The sequence below is a fragment of the Ekhidna sp. genome, from assembly GCF_965212185.1.
In the GTDB taxonomy this organism is placed as follows: domain Bacteria; phylum Bacteroidota; class Bacteroidia; order Cytophagales; family Cyclobacteriaceae; genus Ekhidna.
The window spans coordinates 3994261-4021055 of the sequence record NZ_OZ243102.1; the positions used below are offsets into that span (position 1 = coordinate 3994261).

The 26795-nt window shown below is 39.6% G+C and carries 23 protein-coding genes; 14 read left to right on the plus strand and 9 right to left on the minus strand.

Annotation, left to right across the window (positions count from 1 at the left end):
* The first annotated feature begins 168 nt into the window (after nucleotides 1–168).
* The 7 genes from rimO (at nucleotide 169) to ACOMC3_RS17505 (ending at nucleotide 10295) form a co-directional block, all read left to right on the plus strand.
* Nucleotides 169–1485: a 30S ribosomal protein S12 methylthiotransferase RimO gene (gene rimO / locus ACOMC3_RS17475; RefSeq protein WP_420317179.1), complete on the plus strand. Its 1317-nt coding sequence runs from the start codon at nucleotides 169–171 to the stop codon at nucleotides 1483–1485.
* 15 nt (nucleotides 1486–1500) lie between these two features.
* On the plus strand, nucleotides 1501–3054 hold the full coding sequence (gene bshC / locus ACOMC3_RS17480) for a bacillithiol biosynthesis cysteine-adding enzyme BshC (protein ID WP_420317180.1): 1554 nt from the start codon (nucleotides 1501–1503) through the stop codon (nucleotides 3052–3054).
* A gap of 50 nt (nucleotides 3055–3104) precedes the next feature.
* On the plus strand, nucleotides 3105–4190 hold the full coding sequence (locus ACOMC3_RS17485) for an alanine racemase (protein WP_420317181.1): 1086 nt from the start codon (nucleotides 3105–3107) through the stop codon (nucleotides 4188–4190).
* Nucleotides 4191–5339, plus strand: coding sequence for a glycoside hydrolase family 3 protein (locus ACOMC3_RS17490; RefSeq protein WP_420317182.1), 1149 nt, complete (start codon nucleotides 4191–4193; stop codon nucleotides 5337–5339). It begins immediately after the preceding gene.
* 39 nt (nucleotides 5340–5378) lie between these two features.
* Nucleotides 5379–6254, plus strand: coding sequence for a bestrophin family protein (locus ACOMC3_RS17495; RefSeq protein ID WP_420317183.1), 876 nt, complete (start codon nucleotides 5379–5381; stop codon nucleotides 6252–6254).
* Between the two features lie 25 nt (nucleotides 6255–6279).
* Entirely contained in the window at nucleotides 6280–7182 is a 903-nt protein-coding gene (locus ACOMC3_RS17500; protein WP_420317184.1) for a hypothetical protein, read from the plus strand.
* A 113-nt stretch (nucleotides 7183–7295) separates the two neighbouring features.
* Nucleotides 7296–10295 (plus strand): ATP-binding cassette domain-containing protein, encoded by a 3000-nt coding sequence (locus tag ACOMC3_RS17505; RefSeq protein ID WP_420317185.1) that lies wholly within the window; start codon nucleotides 7296–7298, stop codon nucleotides 10293–10295.
* On the opposite strand, the gene lipA is transcribed toward ACOMC3_RS17505, so the two are convergent.
* The 7 genes from lipA to ACOMC3_RS17540 all read right to left on the minus strand — a co-directional run bounded on the left by lipA (nucleotide 10292) and on the right by ACOMC3_RS17540 (nucleotide 16332).
* Nucleotides 10292–11173, minus strand: a complete 882-nt coding sequence (lipA, locus tag ACOMC3_RS17510) for a lipoyl synthase (protein ID WP_420317186.1) — start codon at nucleotides 11171–11173, stop codon at nucleotides 10292–10294. The genes ACOMC3_RS17505 and lipA overlap by 4 nt on opposite strands.
* 54 nt (nucleotides 11174–11227) lie before the next feature.
* A complete protein-coding gene (locus ACOMC3_RS17515) occupies nucleotides 11228–11935 on the minus strand; it encodes a hypothetical protein (protein ID WP_420317187.1) in 708 nt (235 codons plus the stop codon).
* Nucleotides 11936–11971: 36 nt separating this feature from the next.
* The gene (gene ytxJ, locus ACOMC3_RS17520; protein WP_420317188.1) at nucleotides 11972–12349 is read right to left on the minus strand and encodes a bacillithiol system redox-active protein YtxJ; all 378 of its coding nucleotides are present in this window, start codon (nucleotides 12347–12349) and stop codon (nucleotides 11972–11974) included.
* A 29-nt stretch (nucleotides 12350–12378) separates the two neighbouring features.
* Entirely contained in the window at nucleotides 12379–13491 is a 1113-nt protein-coding gene (locus ACOMC3_RS17525; protein WP_420317189.1) for a hypothetical protein, read from the minus strand.
* A gap of 73 nt (nucleotides 13492–13564) precedes the next feature.
* Nucleotides 13565–15115 (minus strand): Rne/Rng family ribonuclease, encoded by a 1551-nt coding sequence (locus ACOMC3_RS17530; RefSeq protein WP_420317190.1) that lies wholly within the window; start codon nucleotides 15113–15115, stop codon nucleotides 13565–13567.
* Nucleotides 15116–15259: 144 nt separating this feature from the next.
* The gene (locus ACOMC3_RS17535) at nucleotides 15260–16045 is read right to left on the minus strand and encodes a tetratricopeptide repeat protein (protein WP_420317191.1); all 786 of its coding nucleotides are present in this window, start codon (nucleotides 16043–16045) and stop codon (nucleotides 15260–15262) included.
* Nucleotides 16042–16332 carry an HU family DNA-binding protein gene (locus tag ACOMC3_RS17540; RefSeq protein ID WP_089355061.1) on the minus strand — a complete coding sequence of 97 codons (291 nt, stop codon included), beginning with the start codon at nucleotides 16330–16332 and terminating at the stop codon, nucleotides 16042–16044. The genes ACOMC3_RS17535 and ACOMC3_RS17540 overlap by 4 nt, the downstream gene beginning before the upstream one ends.
* Before the next feature lie 92 nt (nucleotides 16333–16424).
* Between ACOMC3_RS17540 and mutY the strand changes: the two genes are divergently transcribed.
* From mutY to recG, 6 genes are all read left to right on the plus strand, one after another.
* Nucleotides 16425–17483, plus strand: a complete 1059-nt coding sequence (mutY, locus tag ACOMC3_RS17545; protein WP_420319326.1) for an A/G-specific adenine glycosylase — start codon at nucleotides 16425–16427, stop codon at nucleotides 17481–17483.
* A gap of 6 nt (nucleotides 17484–17489) precedes the next feature.
* The gene (locus ACOMC3_RS17550; RefSeq protein ID WP_420317192.1) at nucleotides 17490–17930 is read left to right on the plus strand and encodes a single-stranded DNA-binding protein; all 441 of its coding nucleotides are present in this window, start codon (nucleotides 17490–17492) and stop codon (nucleotides 17928–17930) included.
* 61 nt (nucleotides 17931–17991) lie between these two features.
* Nucleotides 17992–19308 carry a gliding motility-associated protein GldE gene (gene gldE, locus ACOMC3_RS17555; protein ID WP_420319327.1) on the plus strand — a complete coding sequence of 439 codons (1317 nt, stop codon included), beginning with the start codon at nucleotides 17992–17994 and terminating at the stop codon, nucleotides 19306–19308.
* A 17-nt stretch (nucleotides 19309–19325) separates the two neighbouring features.
* Nucleotides 19326–19892 carry a gliding motility lipoprotein GldD gene (gene gldD, locus ACOMC3_RS17560; RefSeq protein WP_420317193.1) on the plus strand — a complete coding sequence of 189 codons (567 nt, stop codon included), beginning with the start codon at nucleotides 19326–19328 and terminating at the stop codon, nucleotides 19890–19892.
* A gap of 191 nt (nucleotides 19893–20083) precedes the next feature.
* Nucleotides 20084–20962: a M57 family metalloprotease gene (locus ACOMC3_RS17565; RefSeq protein ID WP_420317194.1), complete on the plus strand. Its 879-nt coding sequence runs from the start codon at nucleotides 20084–20086 to the stop codon at nucleotides 20960–20962.
* A gap of 204 nt (nucleotides 20963–21166) precedes the next feature.
* The gene (gene recG, locus ACOMC3_RS17570) at nucleotides 21167–23260 is read left to right on the plus strand and encodes an ATP-dependent DNA helicase RecG (protein ID WP_420317195.1); all 2094 of its coding nucleotides are present in this window, start codon (nucleotides 21167–21169) and stop codon (nucleotides 23258–23260) included.
* Nucleotides 23261–23421: 161 nt separating this feature from the next.
* Here the strand turns inward: recG and ACOMC3_RS17575 are convergent, their stop codons facing one another.
* Entirely contained in the window at nucleotides 23422–24360 is a 939-nt protein-coding gene (locus ACOMC3_RS17575) for a glycosyltransferase family 39 protein (protein ID WP_420317196.1), read from the minus strand.
* A gap of 337 nt (nucleotides 24361–24697) precedes the next feature.
* Between ACOMC3_RS17575 and ACOMC3_RS17580 the strand changes: the two genes are divergently transcribed.
* Complete coding sequence (locus tag ACOMC3_RS17580) at nucleotides 24698–25117, plus strand: hypothetical protein (RefSeq protein WP_420317197.1); 420 nt, start codon at nucleotides 24698–24700, stop codon at nucleotides 25115–25117.
* 115 nt (nucleotides 25118–25232) lie between these two features.
* On the opposite strand, the gene purH is transcribed toward ACOMC3_RS17580, so the two are convergent.
* On the minus strand, nucleotides 25233–26759 hold the full coding sequence (purH, locus tag ACOMC3_RS17585; protein WP_420317198.1) for a bifunctional phosphoribosylaminoimidazolecarboxamide formyltransferase/IMP cyclohydrolase: 1527 nt from the start codon (nucleotides 26757–26759) through the stop codon (nucleotides 25233–25235).
* Nucleotides 26760–26795: the final 36 nt, after the last annotated feature.

Sequence of the window (26795 nt, forward strand, 5' to 3'; positions counted from 1 at the left end):
GCATTCAATGTCGTTTAGCTAAGCATTTTAAATGTTTCCTCCCTCTTCCTCCCTCCAAAGGGAGACAAAAGGAGCTTAACTAAACGACAAAGCACTTCATATTCCATTAGCTTTGTGGTTGCAACTCGAATGTGAACTAAAAAATGATCGTGTTGCTTTATTAAAGTCATGAAAACGAAGGGGTTAAAGAAAACAAAAGTCAACATCGTCACACTTGGGTGCTCCAAAAACCTGGTGGATTCTGAAGTGATGCTGACACAGCTGAGGGGAAACAATATTGATGCCACGCATGAATCAACGAAAGATGATGCAAATGTGGTGGTCGTAAATACATGTGGATTCATTGACAATGCCAAGCAAGAGTCCATCGACACAATTCTCCGGTATGTGGACGCTAAGCAAGAAGGATTAGTAGAGAAGGTTTATGTTTCAGGATGTCTTTCACAACGATATAAAGATGAGCTGAAAGATGAAATTCCTGATGTAGATGCCTGGTTTGGTACTGGCGACCTCCCTGCGCTTTTGAAGAAATTCAAAGCTGACTATAAAAAAGAATTACTGGGAGAACGAATTCTAACCACAAGCAACCATTACGCCTATCTAAAAATTGCAGAAGGATGTGACCGTCCTTGTAGTTTTTGTGCTATCCCTTTGATGCGTGGGAAGCATGTATCAAAACCAATGGAGCAGGTAATCGCAGAGGCAGAATCATTGGTAAGACAGGGAACCAAAGAAATTTTACTCATTGCACAAGACTCCACTTATTACGGGTTAGATCTTTATAAAAAAAGAAATTTAGCGGAGCTAATGGATCGATTAGCTGATGTGGAAGGATTGGATTGGATCCGTTTGCACTATGCATTTCCAACAGGTTTCCCAGAAGATGTATTGGATGTGATGGCCAAGCGCTCCAACATTTGTAATTACCTGGACATCCCCCTTCAGCATGCCTCCACAAACATGCTGAAGATGATGAGAAGAGGAACAACAAGAGAAAAGACAGAAGCACTTTTGGACAAGATGCGAACCAAAGTTCCTGATATTGCCATCCGTACAACCTTGATAGCCGGTCATCCTGGAGAAACCCAGGAGGATTTTGAGGAGATGCTGGATTTCGTAGAAAAAAATCGATTTGAGCGATTGGGGATCTTCACCTACTCACATGAAGAAAACACCCATTCATACAATTTTGAAGATGATGTGCCAGATGAAACCAAACAAGAGCGCGCGAATGCCGTAATGGATTTGCAGGAAGAAATTTCATTGAGCATAAATGAAGGTAAGGTTGGAAAGGAATACAAGGTGCTGATCGACCGAATGGAGAGCGGAACATTCATCGGGCGTACCGAGCATGATTCCCCTGAAGTGGATAATGAGGTAATCATTCAAGCTGACCACTCATACTTGCGAATTGGAGATTTTACTCAGGTAAAAATTACCGACGCTACAGCATTTGACCTGTACGGCGAACCAATTAAGCCTTAATACATTTACATAAGCGTGCGCACCGAAACCATCCCTTTAGACGAGACTGACTGTTTTTCCCCTTTTTTCATTGACTACATCAATCAAAAGAAGGAGCTGGTTCCTTTCTACAATGATTACCCAACGGTCAGGGATTTTGAGAAAATCATCAAAAACCGTCAGTTTAAAGATGATAGAAGAAGCGTTTTAGTTGAAGTTCTTAAAGAACAATATCAAGATCTTGAGATCAGCAACACCGTTTCACTAAACATTGATGCGCTTGCTGACTCAAATACCTTCACCATAACGACTGGTCACCAGCTCAATATTTTTACCGGACCTCTTTACTTTATTTATAAAGTCGTGACGGTGATCAATGCATGTAAAACACTGAAGCATACATATCCGGCATACAATTTTGTCCCTGTCTACTGGATGGCCAGTGAAGATCACGATTTTGAAGAAATCAATCATTTCTATTTTGAAGGAAAAAAATATGAATGGCATACAGATCAAACGGGGGCTGTTGGTCATTTCGATCCGAGTGGACTAAAAGAAATCGCAACTAAACTTCCCAAAGGAGCTGAGTTTTTCAAAGAGGCGTATTCTCATAAAACATTAGCAGATGCTGGGAGGGCATACGTCAATCATCTTTTTGGCGGTGAGGGCCTGGTGGTTGTTGATGCAGATCACGCCAAACTAAAAACAATATTCAGTCATGTAATTGAGGATGATCTTTTTAACCATAACCCTGAAAAACTGGTAACTAAAACTTCTTCTTCATTAAATGAAATAGGTTATAAAACACAGGTTCACGCTCGTCTGATCAACTTCTTCTACCTGGATAAAGGTGTTCGGGAGCGGATAGAAAAAACAGAGAGTGGATTTCAGGTTTTAGAAACGGACCTCAGCTTTAGCGACGAGGAAATGCGGTCACTAATCAATGATCATCCGGAGCGTTTTAGTCCAAATGTTATTCTTCGTCCACTATATCAGGAAACCATTCTTCCCAACCTGGCATATGTCGGTGGTCCGTCTGAGGCTGTTTATTGGCTTCAGCTCAAAGGTGTTTTTGATCACTTCGAAACAGCCTTCCCATTATTAATGCCTAGAAATTTTGCACTGGTTGTGCCAGAAACAGCCGCTACAAAATGGGAGAAAACAGGACTTGAACAGTCTGAGCTATTTCTTAGCAATGAAAAAGCCTTTGAAAAATGGGTGAAGGCAAATTGCGATCATGAGATTTCTTATGATGAGGAACTTAAAAAATTGAAAGATTTGGAAAGTTCACTCAAGGGCAAAGCCGGAGAGGTAGACCCTACTTTGGCTCAGCATATTGAAGCACTGCATGCTACATTTTCAAAGCGAATCGGAAAAGCAGAGAAAAAATTAGTAAGAGCAGAAAAACGGCTACACGAAGACCGAAGAAGACAAATTGAATCCGTAAAAGATGTGCTTTTCCCGGGAGGTAGTCTCCAGGAGCGAAGGGATAATTTCCTCAACTTTTACCTTGCAGATCCTGAGTTTGTTCAAAAGCTCTTGAACACTTTCGATGCATTTGACTATCGGATGTATTTAATATATCAATAGTAGTTTCAAAGATTGCTTTTTATCTTTTCACTAGTCAACAACTTTCAGCTATGGAAATTAAGACACCCACCCTCCTTGTAGACAAAGAAAAGGCTATTGGGAATATTCAAGGAATGTTGGATAAGGCTCAAAAGTCTAATGCCCAGCTAAGGCCTCATTTCAAAACACATTTTTCAACTGAAATTGGAAATTGGTTCAGAGATTTGGGTATCAAAAAATGCACTGTCAGTTCAGTGTCAATGGCAAATTACTTTGCCAACCAAGGATGGGACGATATCACCATTGCATTTCCATATAATCTTCTGGAGCACGAAGAAATAAATCGGCTGGCAAATCAGGTGAGCCTTAATGTACTTATCGAGTCAATCGAAAGTCTTGGTCATCTCAAAGAGCATATCAAAAGCGAAATAGGTTATTTCATTAAGATCGATGTAGGAACGCACCGAACAGGCATTGATCCCAGAAAGGAGGACCTCATTAGTGATTTAGTCAAAGGTTCAAATGATATCATCAGGTTTAAAGGCTACTTATCACATGCCGGACATACTTATGGCTGCAGAGATCTGGATAGCATTCAATGGATATTTGACGGGTCGGTAAAGGTTTTGAGTGAGCTAAAAAGCAAATTTGGAGGCATTATTTCCTATGGTGATACTCCTACGGCCAGTTTAATCGATGATTTTTCTTTCTGCGATGAGATGCGGCCGGGAAATTTTGTGTTTTACGACTGGATGCAACACCAAATTGGTTCTTGCACAACAGACCAAATAGCAGTATGCCTAGCTTGTCCAATAGTTGCTATACACAAAGATCGAAATGAAATTGTTGTCTATGGTGGTGCAGTTCACCTCTCTAAGGAAATGGTACTTGAAAAAGACATTGTTGGCCGAGAACATAAATGCTTTGGTAAAATGGTGAGGCTAACTGAATCCGGGTGGCAAACCAAAGTGTTTGGCAATGTTGAGCGTTTATCTCAGGAACACGGCATCATTAAATTATCTGATGAAGAGATCGCTCATGTAAAAGTGGGTGATACAATTGGGATTCTTCCTGTACATTCGTGCCTTACTGCTGATTTACAAGGACATTACCTCTCTACTACAGGAGATCGAATAGAAAAGATGACCAAACAATAAATGCAAAAAACACTTTCACTGCTTCTTATAATTCTCGCCACTTCAGTTTTTGCCAAAACCGATCCACCAAAAGATACCATTGATGCAATGATCGGTCAGATGATCATGATCGGTATAGGTGATTTTGATATCGTAGATGAAAACGAACCTGTTTTCAAAGAAATTAGAAATGGGAAAGTTGGCGGAGTGGTCTTATATGAAAAGAACATTTTGTTTGAAAGTCCTAAGTCAGAGTTAGCTCTTCTAGTAGAAACCCTTCAAAAAAATGCTTCAATTCCCCTTTTTATAAGTATTGATGAAGAAGGGGGACGAGTGTCACGAATGAAAACACGGTATGGCTTCCCAAAAAATGTATCCGCACAGTATTTGGGTGACATGAATAACATAGATTCCACGAGATATTATGCAAATCAAACTGCATCACTTCTTAGCAGCTTCGGTATCAATATGAACTATGCTCCGGTAGTTGACGTAAATCTCAACCTTAAGAATCCGGTTATCGGAAAAATTGAGAGAAGTTACTCTTCCGATTACAATGAAGTAATTAGACAAGCATTTGAGGTTATTAAAATTCACAATCGTCGTGGAGTAGTTCCGGTCTTAAAACATTTTCCCGGTCATGGAAGTAGCAGGAGTGATACCCACCTAGGCCTTACTGATGTCACAGAGTCATGGCAGCTAGAAGAAATGTATCCTTACCGTGCACTTATTGATAGTGGTGTGGTAAAAGCAATAATGACTGCTCATATTGTCAATAAAACGCTTGATAAATCAAAAAATCCAGCAACGCTATCCAAGAAAATTGTCACAAATATGCTCAGAGAATTCCTGCAGTTTGATGGCGTTATCATCTCTGATGATATGCAGATGGGAGCCATAAATAATGAATATGGGTTAAGAGAAGCCATTAAACTTTCACTCGAAGCAGGTGTGGATATGCTCATGTTTGCCAACAATGTGCAAGACTATAATATGATCTCTGCTAGCACCGTGCATGCTATCATTAAGGATCTATTGTTTGAAGGAATCATAACTCGTGATAGGATCTACAACTCCTATAATCGAATTATGAAGCTCAAAGCTGAAACAGGATTGTGTGATGAAGACTATTACCGCTCATTGAAAAATAAGCTTAGAGCCCACAACTAAAGACAGAATAAAACCTGATTTTACTATCTTCACCAGTCCATGATCCAATACAATCCAAAATCTTGGTTCTCATTAATCTTTGATGTATACAGTAGGTATGTCATTAGAGCTTTGTTTCCACTCATATTATTTGCTGGAGTCTTCACCACTGTACTCTGTTTTCTCTTTATTGACGTTTTACACGTCACAATTATTGACACAAAAGCATTTCACTCGATATTGGGGGTAATACTTGGATTATTCCTTGTATTAAGAACCAATACAGCATATGACAGATGGTGGGAAGGTCGTAAACTCTGGGGGCAACTTGTAAATGATACACGCCAGTTAGCTATTAAAATCTCCACTTTTATTCCAGAAGATGCCAAGGAGGACCGATTGTTTTTCAAAAAAATGATCCCAAATATCACCTTTGCTATGAAACACCATTTGAGAAACAGCATTCTTGTGGGTGAAATGGATTTCTACGATGAGAAAGCCAAAGAGCGAATTATCAATAGTTCACACCGCCCGAACATAATTAACAAGATTCTGATGGAGCGAGTGATGGATATGAATAAACGTGGATTGATATCCGCTGACAAGCTCTTCATTTTGGATAAAGAAATCAAAGGCTTTACCGATATTATAGGTGCATGTGAACGGATCAAATCTACACCCATTCCTTACTCGTACAGTATGTTCATAAAGAAGTTTCTCTTTATATACTGTATAACTTTACCCATGACATTTATTGGGGAATTTGGGTATTGGTCTATTATATTAGTGGTCGTTGCTTTTTACTTTCTGATGAGTGTAGAGCTCATTTCGGAAGAAATTGAAGACCCCTTTGGTAAGGATATCAATGACCTTCCTTTGGACGAACTTTGTGTAAAAATCAAAAAGAACATTATAGAAATTTTTAACAATAACTAACTTGGCAATCTTAAAACCTAATAAAATGAAATTCAATCAACTAAAACTTGCCTCTTTATTGCTTTCGGCAGCAGTCCTAATTTCATCCTGTGGCGGTGGGGGACAAGAAAAGTCTTCTGATTCTGATGCTTCATCAGAGTTTGATGCCGCCAAAGAGCAGGTAGCAGCAGATGTTTCCAAAGTATTGGAAGATTTACCACCTCCGTCAGAGGTTCCTTACATGTTAATGAGTGCAGGAGCTGATTTCAATCCTGATCTTATAAACTCTCTTGACAAAATTCAATCGTATCAATCTAGTGATTCCAAAGCAGCACTCAACCTGGGTGTATATGCAACTGACATTGGATACCTTGCTTCCTACGAAAAAGCTGAGTTAGCACTTGATTACATGGGCGAGTGTCAAAAGCTAGCTGCACCTGTAGGTGTTGCAGAAGCTATAGACTATGGTATGATTGCTCGTTTTGAGTCTAACATGGAAAATAAGGATAGCCTAGCTGCAGTTGTCAACGATGTAATGAAAAAATCTGGTGCACGACTCAGTGAGCTGGATGAACTGAATAGCGCAGCACTTTTGCTTGCTGGAAGCTGGATAGAAGGTGTTTACATTTCATCTACCATCGTAAATACATATCCGGATGATCTGCCGGAAGAGTCCAGAACTCTAATTCTTGAGCCATTGGTAAAGATTGTGATGGATCAAAAAACTTCTCTTACCGATTTGCTTAAAGTAATGAATGATGTTCCGGGTACAAAAGATGTAACCGATATGATTGCTGAACTTGAGAAAGTAAAGGCTATTTATGATGGCGAACTAGCAGAAGTTGAAAAGCAAATAGCAGAAAATACTGGTGATTTTGTACTAAAACCAAGTACTTTAAACAACCTCACTGCGGAAGTAGCAAGAATAAGAGGTTCTATTGTTGAATAACATTGTGTAAAAAATAATTGAAGGCCGTTAGTTCTACTAACGGCTTTTTTTCGTTTACAGAAGCCAGAATAACCTAACTTTAACATCCGCAACCAACTAACCAAACTCTCACCATGAGTGAAGAACTTCTGAAAGCCATCATCCGCTTACTCGTAATTGTTGCAAAAGAGGAAGGAGAAGTCGATGAAAGTGAAAAAGACAGTGTCCGAGATTTTTTGTATGAAAATGTAAGTCGGGATGATACACGCTATTATCTAAAAATTCTTGATGATTATGTTAAGGAAATAGATACTGGAAATGGGATGGATGACTATGCCCAGATTGAAGAAATCACTACCAACATAAACAACGAATTAACTCAACAGCAAAAGTTGGTTGTAATGGTCAGGTTGTTAGAGTTGATCATAGCGGATGGTATTATAACTGAAAGAGAAACGGAACTTTTAAATTTAATTGGTGAGCATTTTAAATTTGATCATGATACGGTAAATGCAATCACTCACTTTGTGATCAATCGTGATCCGAATAATTACCCAGACTTACAATCAATCGTAGTTTCTGGTGCTGATGAGCCAGACAAAGTCCGACAAATTCATCTAGAAAGTCTAAAAGGACACATCGCATTCTTTAAACTTCCTAAAATTGATACTTGCTTCTTTAAATACTACGGAGGGGATATTCTTCAATTGAATGGCTTGATGGTTTCCCCCGGTAAAATCAAAGTGTTTTCAACAGGCAGCTCGATTAAGGGAAAAAAGACTGAGCGATTATACTACAGTGATATTATAAGCGTCTTCAGAGATGAGGTAACAGAGACCAGTGTTTCCTTTGTTGCTGAAGATATAATTTACAAGTTTCCTAATGGTGAAACAGGTTTGGTTGACATCAATATCGCAGAACCAAGCGGAAAGCTCTTTGCCATAATGGGAGGCAGTGGGGCCGGAAAGTCTACATTGTTCAATGTATTAAATGGCACCTCAACACCAGCAAGTGGGTCCGTTCGAATCAACGGCATTGACATTTACACCAACTCAAAAGAAGTTGAAGGAATCATAGGTAATGTCCCTCAAGATGACCTTCTCATAGAAGATCTCACAGTTTATCAGAATCTCTATTACGCAGCAAAGTTGTGTTTTGATAATGCTGAAAAATCAGAACTACACGACTTAGTAGCAAAAACGTTAGACTCATTGGGTCTTACAGAGGCGAAAGACCTCAAAGTAGGCAACCCTCTTCAAAAAACCATCAGCGGAGGTCAAAGAAAACGACTCAATATTGGATTGGAGTTGTTACGGGAACCATCAGTACTTTTCGTCGATGAACCAACCAGTGGATTGTCCTCCCGTGATTCTGAGAACATCATGGATCTGCTAAAAGAATTGTCTTTACGCGGCAAAATGGTTTTCGTTGTTATCCACCAGCCATCTTCTGAGATTTTCAAAATGTTTGACCGGTTGCTAATCCTGGATACAGGAGGTCATCAAATCTATTATGGAAATCCGGTTAAAGCAGTCACTTACTTTAAGAACATTGTGGATATGATCGATAGGGATCAGAGCTCATGTATCGAGTGTGGCAATGTAAACCCTGAACAGATCTTCAATATCATCGAAATGAAGGTGGTTGATGAATATGGAAGATTTACCAATAAAAGAAAATATACACCTGAACAATGGCATGAACAATTTCAAAATAATATTGAGATTGAAAAAGCTGAAGAAACGGAAGATAAACCGGAAAAATCCCTTGACTTACCGAATAAAATTAAGCAGGCTAAAATTTTCCTTCAAAGAGATTTGCTGTCAAAAATTAGTAATAGACAGTACGTATTAATTAATCTGCTAGAAGCTCCTGCTCTGGCATTACTACTTGCCTTAATCACTAAATATTCTCCCCCTGGAGCATCCTATACGTTCTACAAGAATGAAAACATGCCGGTGTTTTTCTTCATGAGTATTATCGTAGCACTATTTATGGGGCTTACTGTCAGTGCAGAAGAAATTATCAAAGACAGAAAAATTCTTAAAAGGGAAGCATTTCTTCACTTAAGTAAAATGAGTTATTTGTCCTCCAAGACACTTTTACTGTTTGGGCTTTCCGCTATTCAAACCCTCCTCTTTGTATTGGTTGGTTCAGTCATTCTGGAGATACAGGGCATGACATTATGGTACTGGATTATTCTTTTCTCAGTTTCATGTTTTGCCAACATTCTGGGTCTTAATATTTCTGCAGGATTTAACTCAGTCATTACGGTATATATCCTGATCCCATTGTTAATTATTCCCCAACTGATTCTGAGCGGTGTTGTTGTCGATTTTGATAAGCTTAACTCGTCGTTTTCTAACCGAGAAAAGGTGCCATTCATTGGAGAGACTATGGCATCAAGATGGGCTTATGAAGCACTAGCAGTCACTCAATTCAGGGACAACCCTTACAACAAAGAAGTCTATCCCTTGGATAAAGAAGTAGGAATTAATACCTATAAGTCTGTCTATTATACAAAGTACTTGCAAGAAAGACTAGATTATTGCTATCAAAACAAAGACTTTAAAGGAAGGGCGAGTGAATTAAGCCTTATCAGAAATGAGGTAAAAAAACAGCTTAGCATTTTTGGTCAGGATAAGCTGTCTGTTTCAGATCAGATAACTGCTGATGGCTTAAATAATTCGGTTTATGAACAAACGGCTGATTTTCTGTCGGCAATTAGATCCGTTTATAATACAAGGAGAAAGAATGCAAAAGATGAACTTGATGCCTATATCGAACAAAATACAAAAACAGAAGAACTAAAAAAGGCCTTTGATCAGAAGCGATTGCAATATGAAAACGAAAGGTTAACGATGATGGTTAAAAACATTCAAACCAAACGAAGGGTCGTTCGTTCAGGCAATGAGCTTGTACAAAAATTATATCCAATTTTTGCTAAAAATGAACATCCGGATCACGCATTGGATTTTAGAACAAATTTTTATTATCCTGAAAAGTACTTTGCTGGTCAGTATATCGATACCAAAGTTTTTAATGTGATTGTCATTTGGGTAATGACTATCATTTTGTTTATCGCTGTTTACTTCGATTGGTTAAGAAAGCTTATTCGAGGGGGAAAAGCTTAAATAGGCACGTTCACATGCCTTTCAGCATGGTACGACGATCTTACCAAAGGACCGGACTCTACATACTTAAGGCCTCTTTTCAAACCTTCTTCCCGGAAATGATCAAATTTATCGGGATGAACAAATTCGGCAACTTCGATATGTCTTTTTGTCGGTTGAAGGTATTGCCCAAGCGTTAAAATATGAAGTCCATTCTCAACCAAGTCATCCATCGCTTTGTATACCTCCTCATCCGTTTCTCCTAATCCCAGCATGATGCCGGACTTGGTTCGCTTACCGGCCTCATAAGTCAGTTTAATCTGCTCAAGGCTTCTGTTATATTTTGCTTGCGGCCTTACCCTTCTGTACAAGCTTTCTACCGTTTCCATGTTGTGAGAAACGACCTCTTGTCCGCCATCTATCATACGATACAATGCATCCCAGTTTCCTTTTACATCAGGAATCAACGTTTCAATGGTTGTCTCAGGTGAGGCTTTCTTCGTTTCCACCACAGTTTGAAACCAAATCTCTGCACCTCTGTCTTTGAGCTCATCTCTGTTTACAGATGTTAATACTGCATGCTTTACACCCATTAGTTTGATTGCTTCAGCCACTCGTTTTGGCTCTTCTTCATCATACTCTGGAGGTCTCCCAGTTGCAACCGCACAAAATGTACAACTTCTGGTGCAGACATTTCCTAAGATCATAAATGTGGCAGTTCCTTCGCCCCAGCACTCACCCATGTTTGGGCAGTTGCCGCTTTCACAAATGGTGTGAAGTTTATGCTGATCTACCAGCTTTCTAACCTTTGCATAATTCTCTCCCACGGGTAATTTCACCCGTAACCAATTTGGCTTCTTCTTTCTCTCCGGCTTTTCAACAACTGGTAAATCTATCATACGCTTCTATTCAGTAATAAGAATGCAAATTTAATCAGGACTGGTTGATTACTCTTATTTACGAGTCCCCCAGAATAATGTGAAGAAAACAGAAGTAAAAAGAGATTTGTTCGGCTGGCTAGGAACCAGAATTATTTTTTTGGTAAATGCCTCAGCCATTACACCAACTTCCACTCCAGCTACATTGCTTCTGTAAGTTCCAAATTCAAAAAATATAGATCCTTTTGCATGTAATCCTGGTGCAAATGATGATTCTCCCAAGCCTTGAAACAATTTACCTGGCCCAGCTATACTTTGAGGGGAGGGGTGCTTTATCAAATCAAATTGGGAATATCGTTGATCCGAACTAAGCACATAATAAGGCGTAACCAAGCCAAATGTTGGGCCGCCAGCAGCAGCAAAGCTAATCTGAACTCCTTGCTGATTTGCTTTTCTAAACATCAGCTTTTCCAAGCCATAATTCGTTCTGATAGCGTACAGATAATTTGACTTCCCGTATATAAACCCGGCTCCACTTAATCCGATATATCTGGCTTCACTTGGGTGTTTTACATTTGATAGTTCAATTCCGAATGTCTGATAAACATCATTCGCTTTTTTACGACTATGCCTAAGCATAAGCCCTCCGATAAGGCCGCCATTTGTATTTTTATTTATACCCCAAATCCATTCAGAAGTGTATTCAAAATCCTCACCCTCAAATAGCTGAGCGCTTCCAATAAATGGAAGTAGAAGTAAGATGAATATGTATGCCTTCTTCATGTTGGTTATTCCATAACAAAAATAATGCGCAAGCCCCTAAAGATTTTGAGCTACTTTATTTAGTTCATCATAATTAATTCCCATATGAGAGGAATTAAAGATAGCTTTTCCATCCTTTACTAACACTGTCTGAGGAGATTCATGCTTCACTCCGTATCTTTCTGCTATTGCATTGGAAATATCTCTAAATGCAATTAAATCAACAAAATATAGTTCAAATGGAGGATTTTCTGAATACGATCTTTCAAATCTAGAGAGTGCCATCGAGCTGATGGAGCATCTGGTACTATGTTTGAAAAGCAACACAGGTTTATGCTTTGAAACTTCATCCACTTCGATTAGCTCTGAAACATTATTCAATTGTTTCCACGGGATCTCTGTTTTTTCTGATTTTGAAAATAAACCGGATAACATATATTAATCTTAAACTTTGGGAAGTTTGCTTAATTCCAGATTACTCGCTCCTTCTTATCAAACTTCGGTTTCTTAACTGGTTCTTTAACCCCATTTGAGTTCTGCTTGTTCCCGTTTATTCGTGTCCAATAAACATTCCATTTTCTAAACATCTTTCTCACCTTGGGATTATTGAACTTCATGGCAGTATGATAATTGCTGCTTGGGTGTTGATCCCCTATTTTATTACGCTTTACTTTCAAATCACCTTCCCACATAGATGATTCCTGAAAATACTTTGAATTACCCCATTCCGCTCGATCTCTGAAAATGCCGAATTTTGTTCCTGTATATCTAGGGCGTATTTTAAAGTTGACTCCCCTGAAAGGATTGCCTGCTGAATATCTCGGGTTGACTTTAAAATCCTTTCCGCTAAATGGCATCCCCTGAGAGTACCTAGGGTTTACACGGTAGCGTTGGCCACTAAATGGATTTCCAGTAGAATATCGAGGAGAAATTTTATGATCTTTTGCCTTAAATGGCATGCCTCGAGAATAACGTGGATTTACCCGATAATCATGTCCTCTAAACGGGTTTCCGGGAGAGTACCGTGGACTTACCCGATAATCACGTCCTCTAAACGGGTTTCCGGGAGAATACCGCACAGCAACTTTATAATCTTTGCCTCTAAACGGATTAGACGGTGAATAACGAGGAGTAACTTTATAATCTCTCCCACGGAAAGGGTTCCCACCTGAGTAGCGAGGTGAGACTTTATACTGACTACCTCGAAAAGGATTGCCAAAGGAATACCTGGGAGTTACCTTATACTCTCTTCCCTTAAAAGGACTACCTCCTGAATAACGAGGCTGAGATGTTGCATATCTTCTTCTTCGATCTCTTGTTGGTGAGTAACGAGGAGAAACGGATCCGGAAAATTTAAATGGTGATGCTGCACTTGAATAGCGTGGAGATGATGTTCTACCGTCTGCTCCTTGAATGCCTGTGCTGTTTTTTGGTTTCTTTTTGCTTCTAAAAAACAAAAACCCTTTACGCTCTACTTTTTGGGATTTTAGTCTTCTATCAGAGTCTTCTATTAATTGAGCATCGGCGGTATAAACCGCCGTGCCAATTAAAAATGCTATGATTAGAAACTTCTTCATCAAATCGGTACCACCCAAAGGTTAGTAATTTAGGTGATAATCTCAACGATTTGGTCGAATCGATCAATCAGACCTAGATCTGAATAGGCTCTCCCTGTGCGTTGAGCACTTGAAATTCGGTGAGTGCCTTAGAGCTATCCTCCACCATATTAACCCAACGAAAATATTTGAAAAACCATTTAACACGTCGTGAAAAAACTCCCGCTGTAAAATAGGTATACAAATATGGGTGCAAGGCAACCGTGATCTTTTTCTCGTTTTGCGACTCAAAGAAGTACTTGATCGTATTCTCCACTTGATCTGCAACCTGTATGGACGCTGAGATTTTCCCTGTTCCGCTACATGTAGGACAAACTTCCTTAGTAGTAATGGAAAGCTCTGGCCTTACTCGCTGACGCGTGATCTCCAATAAACCAAACTTTGAAAGTGGCAGTATGGTATGTTTAGAACGATCGTCTTTCATTGCCTCCTTCATCTTAGCGTAAAGTTTTTTCTTGTTATCGATTTTACGCATATCGATGAAGTCAACCACTATGATACCTCCCATGTCTCTTAGCCGAAGCTGACGGGCAATCTCTTCTGCAGCGTCTAGATTTACTTTCAGCGCAGTGTCTTCCTGATTATCTTCTTTATTAGATTTATTGCCACTATTTACATCAATGACATGAAGCGCTTCCGTATGCTCGATGATTATGTAGCCACCATTAAGCATACTTACAGATTGTCCAAATGAGGTCTTCATCTGCTTTTCTACTCCGGTAGCTTCAAAAATCTTAGCTTTTCCGGTGTATTGTTTTAGAATCTTCTCCTTATCAGGAGCGATCCCTTTAACAAAAGTTTTTATCTCTTGATACAGGTCTTTATCATCAACCTGAATACTATCAAAACTTTCGTTTAAAACATCGCGCAAAATGGAGTTGGCGCGATTCATTTCACCGATAATCTTATCCCGAACTTTCGCTTTTGGCAAGATCTTCATGCCTTCATCCCAGCGATCAACAAGATTCCTTAGATCGGTATCAAGCTCCTTGACATCTTTACCTTGAGCCACTGTGCGAATGATCACACCAAACCCTTCAGGTTTAATTGAGCTGATTAGTCTTTGTAAGCGCTTACGCTCCTGACCATCAGTTATTTTTTTTGATACGTTTACCGTATTTGAAAACGGCACCATTACCAGGTATCTACCTGCTAATGACAACTCGCATGAAAGTCGTGGGCCTTTTGTAGAAATAGGCTCCTTTACTACCTGCACCAATATTTTCTGTCCTTTGGTAAGGACTTGGTTCATTTTCCCAAGCTTATTGATGTCTGGCTCTGTTTTGAAACCTGCCAGCCTTGTGCTGTTAAGCTTCTTCGCCAGTGTTAGCTTGGTGAACTTATTAAGTGATTGGACTTGTGGTCCTAAATCAAGATAGTGTAAAAAGGCATCTTTTTCATACCCAAGATCAATGAAAGCTGCGTTCAATCCTTGAACTACTTTCTTCACCGATCCAAGATAAATATCACCTACATTGAAGGTTTGTCCTCCTCCGTCCTGGTGAAACTCTACAAGCCTTTTATCCTTTAGTAAAGCAATTCGACATCCTTCGCGAGTTGAGTTAATGATTAGTTCATTACTCATAGCGATTGATTATAGGTGCCCTAATTACTTCTTCTTATGTCTATTTTTTCTAAGTCTCTTTTTTCTCTTGTGAGTGGAGATCTTATGTCTCTTTCTTTTTTTACCGCAAGGCATAATTTCTGTTTTTTAAAATTTTAAAATGTTTTAAAGGCTATTCAGATAATCCCCGGCCATCATTTTTATGGCTGGAATGGAATCCTGAGTTGCCAAAATTTCCTCCAATAGCAGGCGTGCCTGCGATTGTTGATTTATTTCCATCAATGAAACTGCGAGATAAAGCTTGGCTTCATGATCCGCAGGGTTCAATGATATAAGATTTTCAAAACGCTCTCTGGCTCGATCAAACTGACCACTTTGAATGGCTAAGAGTCCCAGGTTAAGGATCGCTTGCCTGTTCGTCTCATCAGCAACCAGAATTTCTCGAAGCATGCTGATCCCGGCCATCGGGTTTTCCGAAACAACCATTGTCATGGCTAATCGGTTCTTCACCACCAGATTTTCCGGATCTTTATCCAGAAGATTTTGTAAAATCTCTCTGGCTGCTTGTGCATATTTCTTTGCTTGCTCAGGTCCCGAGGATCTTTCATAAGCGGTAAAATATATGTCTGCCGCTAGATTTGATGGGCCTTCTTTCCACCCTTGAATCTGTTCGGCATACCTCGCTGCACTGTCAACTATCCCATAATCTAGATAGCGTCTCGCCAAAGAGTGCGCAAAGTTAGCTTTTTTATCAATATTTTCTTCCTCTTCAACTAATCTTCTTAACTCATTGATCTGATTTTCAACTTCTTGAGGAATTTCCATGGAGTGACTTTCAGTCTCAGTCACCTCCTGGAGCTGCTCATTTTCTACAACACTCCGTGGGAGCTGAAAGAGAACAACAACAAGTGCCGCTGCTCCTAACACAAGAATCAACTGGGTTCTAGTCACTTGATCTTAGGAGAGTTTTTGATTTTCTCAACAAAAATCTTAGATGGTTTGAAAGATGGAATGTAGTGCTCATCAATCACTATGGCAGTGTTTTTAGAGATATTCCGTGCAATTTTCTTTGCACGTTTTTTATTCACAAAACTTCCAAAGCCCCGTACATAAACATTCTCTCCATTGGCCATGTTATTCTTCACTACGGTAAAGAAAGCTTCTACGGAAGCTTGAACATCTGCTTTGTCAATGCCTGTTTTGTCGGATATCTCGTTAATCACATCAGCTTTAGTCACAACTGTCTGGTTTATAGGTGGGTGTAAAAATTGGGAGGCCAAAATTAAATTTGCACCTTCACATAAAAAAAGGATTTCTAAATTATTAAGTCATCGAGGGGAAAACATTTGCCGAAAGGCTAATTAATTGGTATACAGAGAGAAAGCGTGATCTTCCCTGGAGAAAAACAAAAGATCCATATCCTGTTTGGCTTTCGGAGATTATTCTTCAACAAACACGTGTAGATCAGGGTTTGCCATATTGGGAACGATTCATTGAAACATTTCCTACGATTTCAGATTTAGCCAATGCGAAGGAAGACCAAGTCCTTAGATTATGGCAAGGGCTCGGATATTACTCACGAGCAAGAAACCTGCATGCAACAGCAAAACATATTGCAGTCGAACTAAAAGGTATTTTTCCCAACACATATTCAGAAATACTAGACCTCAAAGGAGTCGGGCCATACACCGCTGCGGCACTTGCCTCAATTTGTTATGATGAACCCAAACCTGTCGTGGATGGTAATGTGTTTCGTTTTGCATCCCGATACTTTGGAATCCGAGAAGATATTTCAAAGGCAAAAAGCCGGAAAGTATTTGAAGAAATCCTTTCAAATGAAATCTCAAAAACGGCTCCTGGCACATTCAATCAGGCAATGATGGAATATGGTGCTACAATTTGCACTCCTAAAGCTCAATGCAGCAACTGTGAATTTCATAGTGATTGCTTTGCATACCAAAACGATCTTCAAAAATCATTGCCATTGAAAACTGGAAAAACCAAAGTCAGAGAAAGACGCTTTCATTATTTGGTTTTTAAATCCGGCAACAATTTTTTGCTCAATCAAAGAATCGATAAAGATGTCTGGGGAGGACTTTTTGATTTTTTCCTGTTGGAAGGTGATCATTCAATTGAAAATATTCTTGAGAAAACTTCAGAAAGTTTCCAAATGGATTGTCCGATTCTTGATGAGGTCACTGGACCAATGAAGCACATTCTTAGTCATCAGAAAATCAGCGCATCATTTTATCAGATAATAATTTCTGATAAAGACCGAAGTAACGTATTAGAAAACAGTTCGTTAAACTCGTATTCAATTGAGGAAATGCTAAATTTGCCAAAACCTAAACTAATCGTTAACTACTTACATAAAGTAGGTATCAAATAAATCAATATGTCAGGAGTAAATAAAGTAATATTAGTTGGTCGTCTTGGTAAAGATCCGGAAGTACGACACCTTGAAAATGGTGCAACTGTAGCTAATTTTTCAATGGCTACATCTGAAACATACAAGGACAGACAAACCGGTGAAAAACGTGAGCAAACAGAATGGCACAACGTTGTACTTTGGAGAGGTTTGGCAGAAGTTGCTGAAAAATATGTGAAGAAGGGTGACATGATTTATATAGAAGGAAAGCTTAGAACTCGCTCATGGGAAAAAGATGGAGTTACCCGATACACTACTGAAGTAGTGGGTGACAACATGACCATGCTCGGTGGTGGCGGAGGTGGTGGCTCCAATCAGCAGTCTGACTACAACCAAAGTCAACCTATGCAAGAAGCATCTCCATCCACCGATGCAGGTAGCGACGCTACAGATGACTTGCCATTTTAATTTAAAATAACAGTACTTGGAAACATCTTTAGACGATCCATTCCCCACGATCTTATTAAACATGATGGCAGAAATGCCCATTTCATTTTATCTGATAAATGGAATAGTGGTGTTGATATTGCTTGGCCTTTCGGGGTTGATCTCTGGATCTGAAGTTGCCTTTTTTTCATTTAGTCATAATCAGATCAAGGAATTTAATGCCTCCTCTGATGTAAAAGAACAGCGAATTAGTCACCTTCTACACCATCCGAAGAGGCTGCTTGCAACTATTCTGATACTAAATAATCTTGTTAATATTTTTATCGTTACAATCTCCACTTTTGCTACCTGGCAGATCGTCGGGGATGATGGTAAGCAAGGGTTAACGATCATAATTCTCACTTCGATCATTACCCTTTTGATCATTTTCTTCGGTGAGATCATTCCAAAAGTTTATGCCAACCATAATGGAACAGCGTTCGCTAAACTGACATCAAGGATGCTGCTACTTTCCTATAAAGTATTCAAACCTATTTCCTGGTTTCTCATGAGTATTACAGGACTCATTGAAAGGAGAATGGAGAAGAAGGGATATAACCTATCTGTTGAAGAAATCAATCAAGCTTTGGAAATTTCTGTGGAGAAAGAGGAAGTAACTGATGAGGAAAAAGGAATATTAAAAGGCATTGTGAACTTCGGAACTTTGTCGGTAAAGCAAGTCATGAAGTCAAGAATGGATATTACTGCTATCGATCGGGAAACTCATTTTCATGAGCTCATGAATCAGATCAATAAAACCGGTTATTCCAGGATACCGATTTTTACAGAGACTGTTGATAAAATTGATGGCATCCTATACATCAAGGATTTACTCCCTCACATTGGTGAAGAAGAAGATTTTGAATGGCAGAATCTTTTACGACCTGCATTCTTTGTCCCAGAGAGTAAAAAAATTGATGATCTCTTTAAAGATTTTCAGGAGAAACAGGTTCACATTGCTGTGGTCATTGATGAATATGGTGGTACGGCCGGAATAATCACTATGGAAGATGTGATCGAAGAAATCGTAGGAGAAATCAATGATGAGTTTGATGATGAAAGCGATGTTGCGTATAACAAGCTCGACAATCAAACTTTTATTTTCGAAGGCAAGACATCACTTAATGATTTTTGTAAAATCACTAATTCTGATATTCAATTATTTGATTCCGTCAAAGGTGAGAGCGAATCTCTAGGTGGTCTCCTTCTAGAGATCAATTCAAAACTGCCAAGTTCTGGTGAAAAAATTCGTTTTCGTCATTTTGTTTTCACAGTAGTGGCGGTGGATCAACGCAGAATTAAAAGGCTCAGAGTTTATATAAATAATGACAAGAGCAACGTTGCAGGGTTTGAAGATTAATGGTTGCTTTGTGAGCTATGAAATATTCGCTGATAATTGTTGCCTTCTTATTCCTAGCATGTGGGAGTGATTACCTCCCAAAGCCCAAGGGATATAATAGAATTGATCTTCCTACAGCAGCGTATCAGCTCCTTCCAGATTCCTTCCCCTATTCGTTTGAATATTCCAAACATGCCAAACTATTACGAGATTCCAGTTGGATAACCGAACGGTTTTGGATCAACCTGCACTACCCTAAAATGGGGGCAACTATTCAAATTACCTACAAGCCGGTGACCGACTCAATCATTCGTGAATACCTAAGCGATTCATATAAGCTTACATCTCAGCATAATGTAAAAGCCTACGCCATAGAGGAAAGCATCCTGGAGATGCCAAACGGATTATACGCTTCTTTTACTGAGCTTGAAGGTGAAGTGCCCACTCCAGCTCAATTCCACATTACCGACAGAGACAGCACCAATCATTTTTTAAGAGGCGCTTTGTATTTTCGTACAGCCACAAAAAATGATTCCCTAGCTCCAGTAATAGATTATTTAAAAGCAGACATGCTTCGTCTACTGACAAGCCTCAAGTGGCAATAGAAAAAAGCTTGCGTAAACAACCAAATATTAGATTGAATTTCAGCTTCTTTTCCTAATAATACTCTTATGTTTATTTATTTTGGATTAAATTCAAAACATTTAATCGAATTTTGATTTGAACTTCTTCTGCAATAGAAAATTCTGTTATATTGCAAAGTTGTAAAAAGTACCCTACCAAAAAAATAATTATTATGAGGAGAATTAATAACATTTTATCGCTTGCACTAATCACAAGCGTAACTCTTTTTTCATGTTCTGAACAAGATCCTGTTGCAGAAGATCTTTCTGCTCCAGATGATGTAGTAGCACAAATTGCTGCGTTAGGTTTCGATGTTGAGAATTTCACAGTAGAAATATTTGAAGCTGGATACCTGGTAGAAGGAGATATCTATCTGACTGACCAATCCATTGCAGAGATGGGGCGACCAAATACCCTTGCTGAAGTTGAGCAGTACAGCACCAACAACCTTGTAAATGCAGGGGGTGGAAGAGTCATTACCATTTATGCCCCGGAAGAAGGCTCTGGAGGTGGTGGCGGAAAAGGTAAGAAAGGTGGAGGCGGTGGCGGAGGCTACAGCCCTGCTATGATTGCCGGACTTGATGAAGCTATCTCTCGATACAACTCTGAAAACCTTTCCATTTCTTTCCAAAGAGTAACTTCCTCAGGAGGAGCTGACATTGTTATGACAAGACTTAGCAAAAGAGATGAGAGAAGAGGTGTTCTAGGATCAGCTGGCTTCCCAACAAACAGTGGTGATCCTTATGGTGAAATCAAGATGAGTGGAGTCCTTGAGTCTTCTTATGGCCTGAGCACAAACGGTATTGCTACCATTATTGCTCATGAAATGGGTCACTGTGTTGGCTTCCGTCACACAGATTACTTTGACAGAAGCATTTCTTGCGGTGGTGGTACATCAAATGAAGGTACTGCAGGCGTAGGGGCAAACCACATCCCAGGAACTCCAACAGGAGCTACTGCATCTAAAAAGTCTTGGATGTTAGCTTGTACTGATGGTGGCGACCGTCCATTCAACAATGATGATAAAACAGCATTGAATTACCTATACTAATGGTTGACTAACCAAAAAAACTAAACCAAATAAGGGTACCGAAGGGAGCAGAATAACTGCTCCCTTTTTTTGTGCTTTCATTTGCCAACAAAATATTATATTGCGAAGTTGATTAACCATCACTTTATTATGAGAAGATGATATGGTGAACCAAAGGGAGCGTAATGCTCCCTTTCTTTTTGTGCTTCGAATTATCTTAGCGACATGCACCCATTCTTCGATCGATCCATTGAGTTTCTAAAGGGAGTAGGACCGCAAAGGGCCGAAACACTTAATAAAGAATTGGGCATCTTCAACTTTGGAGACCTTCTCCAGCATTACCCATTTCGGCACGAGGATCGAAGTAAGTTTTACAAAATCAATGAATTACAGCCGGACCTTCCGTATGTGCAGATTATTGGAGAGTTTAAATCTTTCAAAACAATCGGTATCGGGCGTAAGTCCAGGCTTGTTGGCGTGTTTGCGGATGATACCGGGACTATAGAGATGGTGTGGTTCAAGGGTGTGCAATGGATACAAAAAAGTCTTTCGATCGGTGTAAGGTATGTGGCTTTTGGAAAAGCAACCGTATTCAGTGGTAAAATGAACATTGCGCATCCAGAGGTAGAAGTGCTTACCGAAAAAAATGCGCGAGGGGGTTATCTGATTCCCGTTTATCATACCACTGAAAAAATGAAAAAGAAGGGGCTGGATAGTAAGTTCCTCACAAAAGCTATGAAAGTCTTGCTGGTTGAGTCAGTCAACCATATTATGGAGACACTACCAGACAAGCTCCTTCAGCAGTTTAACTTGATTGATAAAAAAACAGCGGTCGTGGCGATGCATTTCCCTCGCAATGCAGAAGAATTAGCCATTGCTCAAAATCGAATGAAGTTTGAGGAGCTGTTCTTCGTTCAGCTCAGGTTGATTAAGCTAAAAATTACTCGAACCGAGAAGTACAAAGGTGCCATCATTAATACAAGTGATCTTCTCAACCAGTTTTATGAAAATCACATGCCTTTCGAATTGACAGGAGCTCAAAAAAGAGTGGTCAAAGAAGTTTACGCTGACTTTAGGTCAGGTCAGCAAATGAACCGTTTGGTTCAGGGGGATGTGGGAAGTGGCAAAACGATGGTCGCTTTTTTATCCATGCTCATTGCAATCGGATCTGGATTTCAATGTGCTTTCATGGCTCCAACAGAAATTTTGGCAGAGCAGCATTTCAAAGGGTTGCAGGAATGGACCAAGCCATTAGGTATTCATATGGCAAGACTTACAGGTTCTACGCCAAAATCGGAACGAAAACTTATACATGAAGGGCTGATGTCTGGAGTGGTCACCATATTAGTTGGCACACATGCTTTGCTGGAGGATAAAGTAAAGTTCAAAAATCTAGGGCTAGCCGTCATTGATGAGCAACACCGTTTTGGAGTAGCTCAGCGAGCTAAACTCTGGACGAAAACGAAGGACGTTTATCCGCATGTGCTTGTAATGACAGCAACACCTATTCCAAGAACTTTAGCAATGACCCTGTATGGAGATCTGGATGTATCAGTAATCGATGAATTGCCGGCCGGAAGGAAACCCGTAGGGACCAAGCATTTTTTCGAAACTAAGCGTTTGGAGATGTTTGGCTTTGTTGAGCAGGAAATTGAAAAAGGCAGGCAGGCCTATATCGTTTATCCACTTATAGAAGAGTCAGCCTCACTGGACTATAAAGATCTGATGGATGGGTATGAGAGCATCACTCGCCGTTTCCCAAAATACCAGATATCCATTGTCCATGGACGCATGAAAGCTGAAGATAAAGAATGGGAGATGCAGCGTTTCGTGAAAGGGGAAACTCAAATCATGGTGGCTACTACAGTGATTGAAGTTGGGGTTAACGTCCCCAATGCTTCGATTATGGTCATTGAAAATGCTGAGCGTTTTGGGCTTTCACAATTGCACCAACTTAGAGGACGTGTGGGAAGAGGTGCAGATCAGTCTTATTGCATTTTGATGTCTGGAGTGAAGCTGAGTACTGAAGGAAAGAAACGTTTGCGCACTATGGTTGATACAACTGATGGATTTAAGATCGCAGAGGTGGACCTTGAATTGCGTGGACCAGGTGACCTTATGGGCACTCGACAGAGTGGTGTTTTAGATTTGCTAGTCTCTGACTTGGTTGAAGACGGGGAAATTTTAAAGACTGCTCGTATAGCTGCCCAGGATTTGTTGAAATCTGACCCTAATCTCCAGAAGGCAGAACATCGAATGATTAAATCTCATATCGATTCATTTAGCAAGAATGCTGTGAATTGGGGAAGGATTAGTTGAATGAAAATGGATGCCACATAGCTAATTGAGTTCTAAAAAACTCTTTGTCCCTCGACTTTTCAAAAACTTATCGTTGATTCCAACACAACCTAGAACAACTATCAATGGAATTAGTGGCACAAAAAATCTGCCATCCCAATCTGCCCAGGTGCTACTTACTACTAAGTATGGATGATAAAATATACGATACTGAAAGTACCTAGGTAATTGGAAACAAGTCTTTTTCTAATCGCACGTAAACCAAAAAAGTATAGTGGCCAAAGGATTACAATCATGGCAACATTGTGAGACCAGGACCAGTATGTTCTTATATGCGTTACAAACATGATCATTTTACCAAAAAATAGTTTGGCGAAGTATACAGGGTTGGATATCACAAAGCCGGCCATTTGCTGAATTAACGGTTGGTCAGGGGATGATTTAACCAGATCTTCCGGTATGTCCACCGTCATCCAGTCATGGTGTGGGTGGGATGGAAACTCATGCATAGCAAAAATGATGTCTCCATTTTCATAAATGAGCATTACCTGGTGTGAACTAATCATTTTGTTGGCCAGAAACAAAAACAAGGTTCCAATCACCATTAATGAAGCAAATTTTAATATCTGGTGTGGTGGTTTATTCAACCACTTCCAAACAAATGGAAAAGAAAGCGCAATAAATAGCGCTGGTGAAGTTGGTTTTACAAAAAAGCAGACGACAAGCAGCAAACCTGTCATGATGTAGCTTGACAAACCTCTTTCCTGGTATGTCTTCACGAGCATGTAAAAAGTGATGGACAAAATGCTGCAATAGAAGGATTCTGTGAGCACGTAAGAGTGCCAGTTCAAATTGTCAGGAAAAACAATGAAAACAGTTGCCGCAAGAGTGGCTGCAAGCAAGCTATTGGTAAGCCTCTTGGTTGTAAGAAATATCGCAAGAGTAGCTAAATAACCCAACACGTATTGATTCAAAATTATAATCCAATGGTTGTTTTCTATCAACTGGCTTAGATAGACAAAAAACACATAACTGATATACCAAAAGTTTAGTGGATCGAAATATATTCCCTGTGACGTAAGGTTGTCTGCATAATTAAGGTAGCGTGGAGAGTCATTCATGATTTTGACCCCATATTTATTGAACAGGTAAAGACTCACTAAAACATATAAGCAGGAGATCATAAGGATCAGACCCTTTTGATCAAAACGTTTTAAAAGCTTTAAGAAGGACTCCATAATTTGAATTAAAAGTGCAAATTAACCGGATGTTTGACCATTTCTTCAGGATACCGTAATAATAAAATATCATAGCATGAAAGATGTTTTTGGCACAGAAACAGGTAAGTATCCAATTCCGGTTGAACTTCCACTACTTGTTACAAAACGAGCCAAGGATATGATCCGATTAGAAATGTCATTATCTTGAAGGTTTCAACCAAATACATGTCGATAGTTCATGAAATCTCAATATATAAAGCTCCTCAAAAAACAGATCAGCAAGCTGGATAATGATAGCTTCGATCTGGAAGCCTGGAAAACGAGTGCGATCACCGTCCTTGAACGCATTTTTGGAGAAAACGACCCCCGTGCCAAGCAGATTGATAATCTAAAGATCGATTACAGTAGCTGGGCATTGCGAGACTCTAGCTCTAAGTACAAACCCGTTGAAACGGCAAAACTCAAAGGCAGAGAAGTTTTGAATACAGCCATTGATGAAATTGAGATCTTTGGAGCTCCAGAGAATCATGCAGTAGAAGTTTTAGGAAGTGATTTTGTAAAAAAAATGCAAAATATGAGTGATTCAGAGCGAAAAAAATACTTTAGTGATATGAAAAAAGGAGAACTAGTAGAGTTGTTGATGAAGTTGACTTCTTAAGAATTTAACCACAAAGGACACGGAGTAGACACAATGGACACAGAGCAATCTATATTACGAACTCTCTCTAAGTACTTTGTGTAAGTTATTGTGCTTTGTGGTTAATACTAAAAAATCAGTGCTTAAAATGCCTTGTCCCCGTCATGACCATAGCTAGGCCATTTGCATTACAATAATCAATGGAATCCTGATCCTTTATGGAGCCACCCGGCTGGATCACAGCAGTAATACCTGCCTTGTGTGCAATCTCCACACAATCTGGAAACGGAAAAAATGCATCGGACGCCATTACAGCACCATTTAGGTCAAAACCAAACTTGCCCGCTTTTTCAATTGCTTGATTTAACGCATCCACTCTTGAAGTTTGTCCTACACCACTTGCAAGTAGTTGTCCCTCTTTTGCAAGCACAATGGTGTTTGATTTCGATTGCTTACAAACTTTAGAAGCGAAGATCAAATCCTCGACCTCATCAGCAGAAGGTGCTTTATGCGTTTTTACTTCCAAATCATCTTTTGATTCAGATTTCAAATCATAATCTTGAACGATTGTACCATTCAACAAGCTTTTGTATTGAACCTCCTGATGCCATGGTTTTTTCTGTATCAACAAGATTCGGTTTTTCTTCTTCTTAAGTATCTCTAAGGCATCCACCGCAAATGTTGGTGCAATCAGGATTTCAAAAAACAGGCTGCTCATTTCTTCCGCAGCTGCTTTATCAACTTCCTGATTGGTAATTAAAATACCTCCAAATGCGGAAACTGAATCCGCAGCAAACGCTCTTTGATAGGCTTCTTTCACTGAATGCCCTGTAGCTATGCCACATGCATTGTTATGTTTCAAGATTCCAAAAGCAGTTTTATCTCGAAACTCCGCCATCAATTGTACAGCAGCTTCTATGTCAACCAGATTGTTATACGAAATCTCTTTTCCATTAATTTGGTCAAAGTATGCATGAAAATCTCCATAGAAATACCCTTTCTGATGTGGGTTTTCACCATAGCGAAGTACTCTGCCCGGCGCAGATGAAACCCTGAAAGCTGGCACTTGCTTTTCACTATTCATCCAGTTGAAGATAGCAGAATCATAATGGCTGGATGTTGCAAAAGCCTTAGCGGCAAATAATTTACGCTCCTCCTCAGTAGTCTCACCGTTTTGATTGTCCAGAATATCCTGCAGGTCCTGATAGTATTCCCGAGAACTTACCATCACAACATCCTTGTAGTTTTTTGCTCCTGCCCTGATCAACGCAATACCTCCGATATCAATTTTTTCTATGATGTCATCTTCACCTGCATCGCTGGCTACAGTTTCTTCAAAAGGGTACAGATCTACAATCACCAAATCAATCGGAGGGATCTCAAACTTCTTGGCCTCTGCCAAATCTGATTCATTATCCCTTCTATGAAGAATACCACCAAAAATCTTCGGGTGTAGTGTTTTTACCCGTCCGCCAAAAATGGACGGATAATCTGTCAGGCTTTCTACTGGAATAACATCAATCCCTAATTCTTTGATGAATTTTTCTGTACCTCCAGTACTATAAATTTTTACTCCTTGTTCATCTAATTTGCGAACAATTGGTTCAAGGCCATCTTTATGAAAAACAGAGATAAGTGCAGATTGAATCTTCTTCTTAGACATGAATGTGGGTTGGTTTATTTCAAGGAGTGCAAAGGT

What these genes read in the sequence shown, in the direction of transcription:
- ACOMC3_RS17515 (WP_420317187.1), bottom strand. Translation starts at nt 11,935, where the DNA reads ATGAAGAAGGCATACATATTCATCTTACTTCTACTTCCATTTATTGGA.
- ACOMC3_RS17575 (WP_420317196.1), bottom strand. Translation starts at nt 24,360, where the DNA reads ATGAATGACTCTCCACGCTACCTTAATTATGCAGACAACCTTACGTCA.
- rimO (WP_420317179.1), top strand. Translation starts at nt 169, where the DNA reads ATGAAAACGAAGGGGTTAAAGAAAACAAAAGTCAACATCGTCACACTT.
- ACOMC3_RS17580 (WP_420317197.1), top strand. Translation starts at nt 24,698, where the DNA reads ATGAAATCTCAATATATAAAGCTCCTCAAAAAACAGATCAGCAAGCTG.
- ACOMC3_RS17565 (WP_420317194.1), top strand. Translation starts at nt 20,084, where the DNA reads ATGAGGAGAATTAATAACATTTTATCGCTTGCACTAATCACAAGCGTA.
- ACOMC3_RS17505 (WP_420317185.1), top strand. Translation starts at nt 7,296, where the DNA reads ATGAGTGAAGAACTTCTGAAAGCCATCATCCGCTTACTCGTAATTGTT.
- gldE (WP_420319327.1), top strand. Translation starts at nt 17,992, where the DNA reads ATGATGGCAGAAATGCCCATTTCATTTTATCTGATAAATGGAATAGTG.
- ACOMC3_RS17525 (WP_420317189.1), bottom strand. Translation starts at nt 13,491, where the DNA reads ATGAAGAAGTTTCTAATCATAGCATTTTTAATTGGCACGGCGGTTTAT.
- ACOMC3_RS17495 (WP_420317183.1), top strand. Translation starts at nt 5,379, where the DNA reads ATGATCCAATACAATCCAAAATCTTGGTTCTCATTAATCTTTGATGTA.
- gldD (WP_420317193.1), top strand. Translation starts at nt 19,326, where the DNA reads ATGAAATATTCGCTGATAATTGTTGCCTTCTTATTCCTAGCATGTGGG.
- purH (WP_420317198.1), bottom strand. Translation starts at nt 26,759, where the DNA reads ATGTCTAAGAAGAAGATTCAATCTGCACTTATCTCTGTTTTTCATAAA.
- ytxJ (WP_420317188.1), bottom strand. Translation starts at nt 12,349, where the DNA reads ATGTTATCCGGTTTATTTTCAAAATCAGAAAAAACAGAGATCCCGTGG.
- ACOMC3_RS17550 (WP_420317192.1), top strand. Translation starts at nt 17,490, where the DNA reads ATGTCAGGAGTAAATAAAGTAATATTAGTTGGTCGTCTTGGTAAAGAT.
- ACOMC3_RS17485 (WP_420317181.1), top strand. Translation starts at nt 3,105, where the DNA reads ATGGAAATTAAGACACCCACCCTCCTTGTAGACAAAGAAAAGGCTATT.
- ACOMC3_RS17490 (WP_420317182.1), top strand. Translation starts at nt 4,191, where the DNA reads ATGCAAAAAACACTTTCACTGCTTCTTATAATTCTCGCCACTTCAGTT.
- lipA (WP_420317186.1), bottom strand. Translation starts at nt 11,173, where the DNA reads ATGATAGATTTACCAGTTGTTGAAAAGCCGGAGAGAAAGAAGAAGCCA.
- ACOMC3_RS17500 (WP_420317184.1), top strand. Translation starts at nt 6,280, where the DNA reads ATGAAATTCAATCAACTAAAACTTGCCTCTTTATTGCTTTCGGCAGCA.
- ACOMC3_RS17530 (WP_420317190.1), bottom strand. Translation starts at nt 15,115, where the DNA reads ATGAGTAATGAACTAATCATTAACTCAACTCGCGAAGGATGTCGAATT.
- recG (WP_420317195.1), top strand. Translation starts at nt 21,167, where the DNA reads ATGCACCCATTCTTCGATCGATCCATTGAGTTTCTAAAGGGAGTAGGA.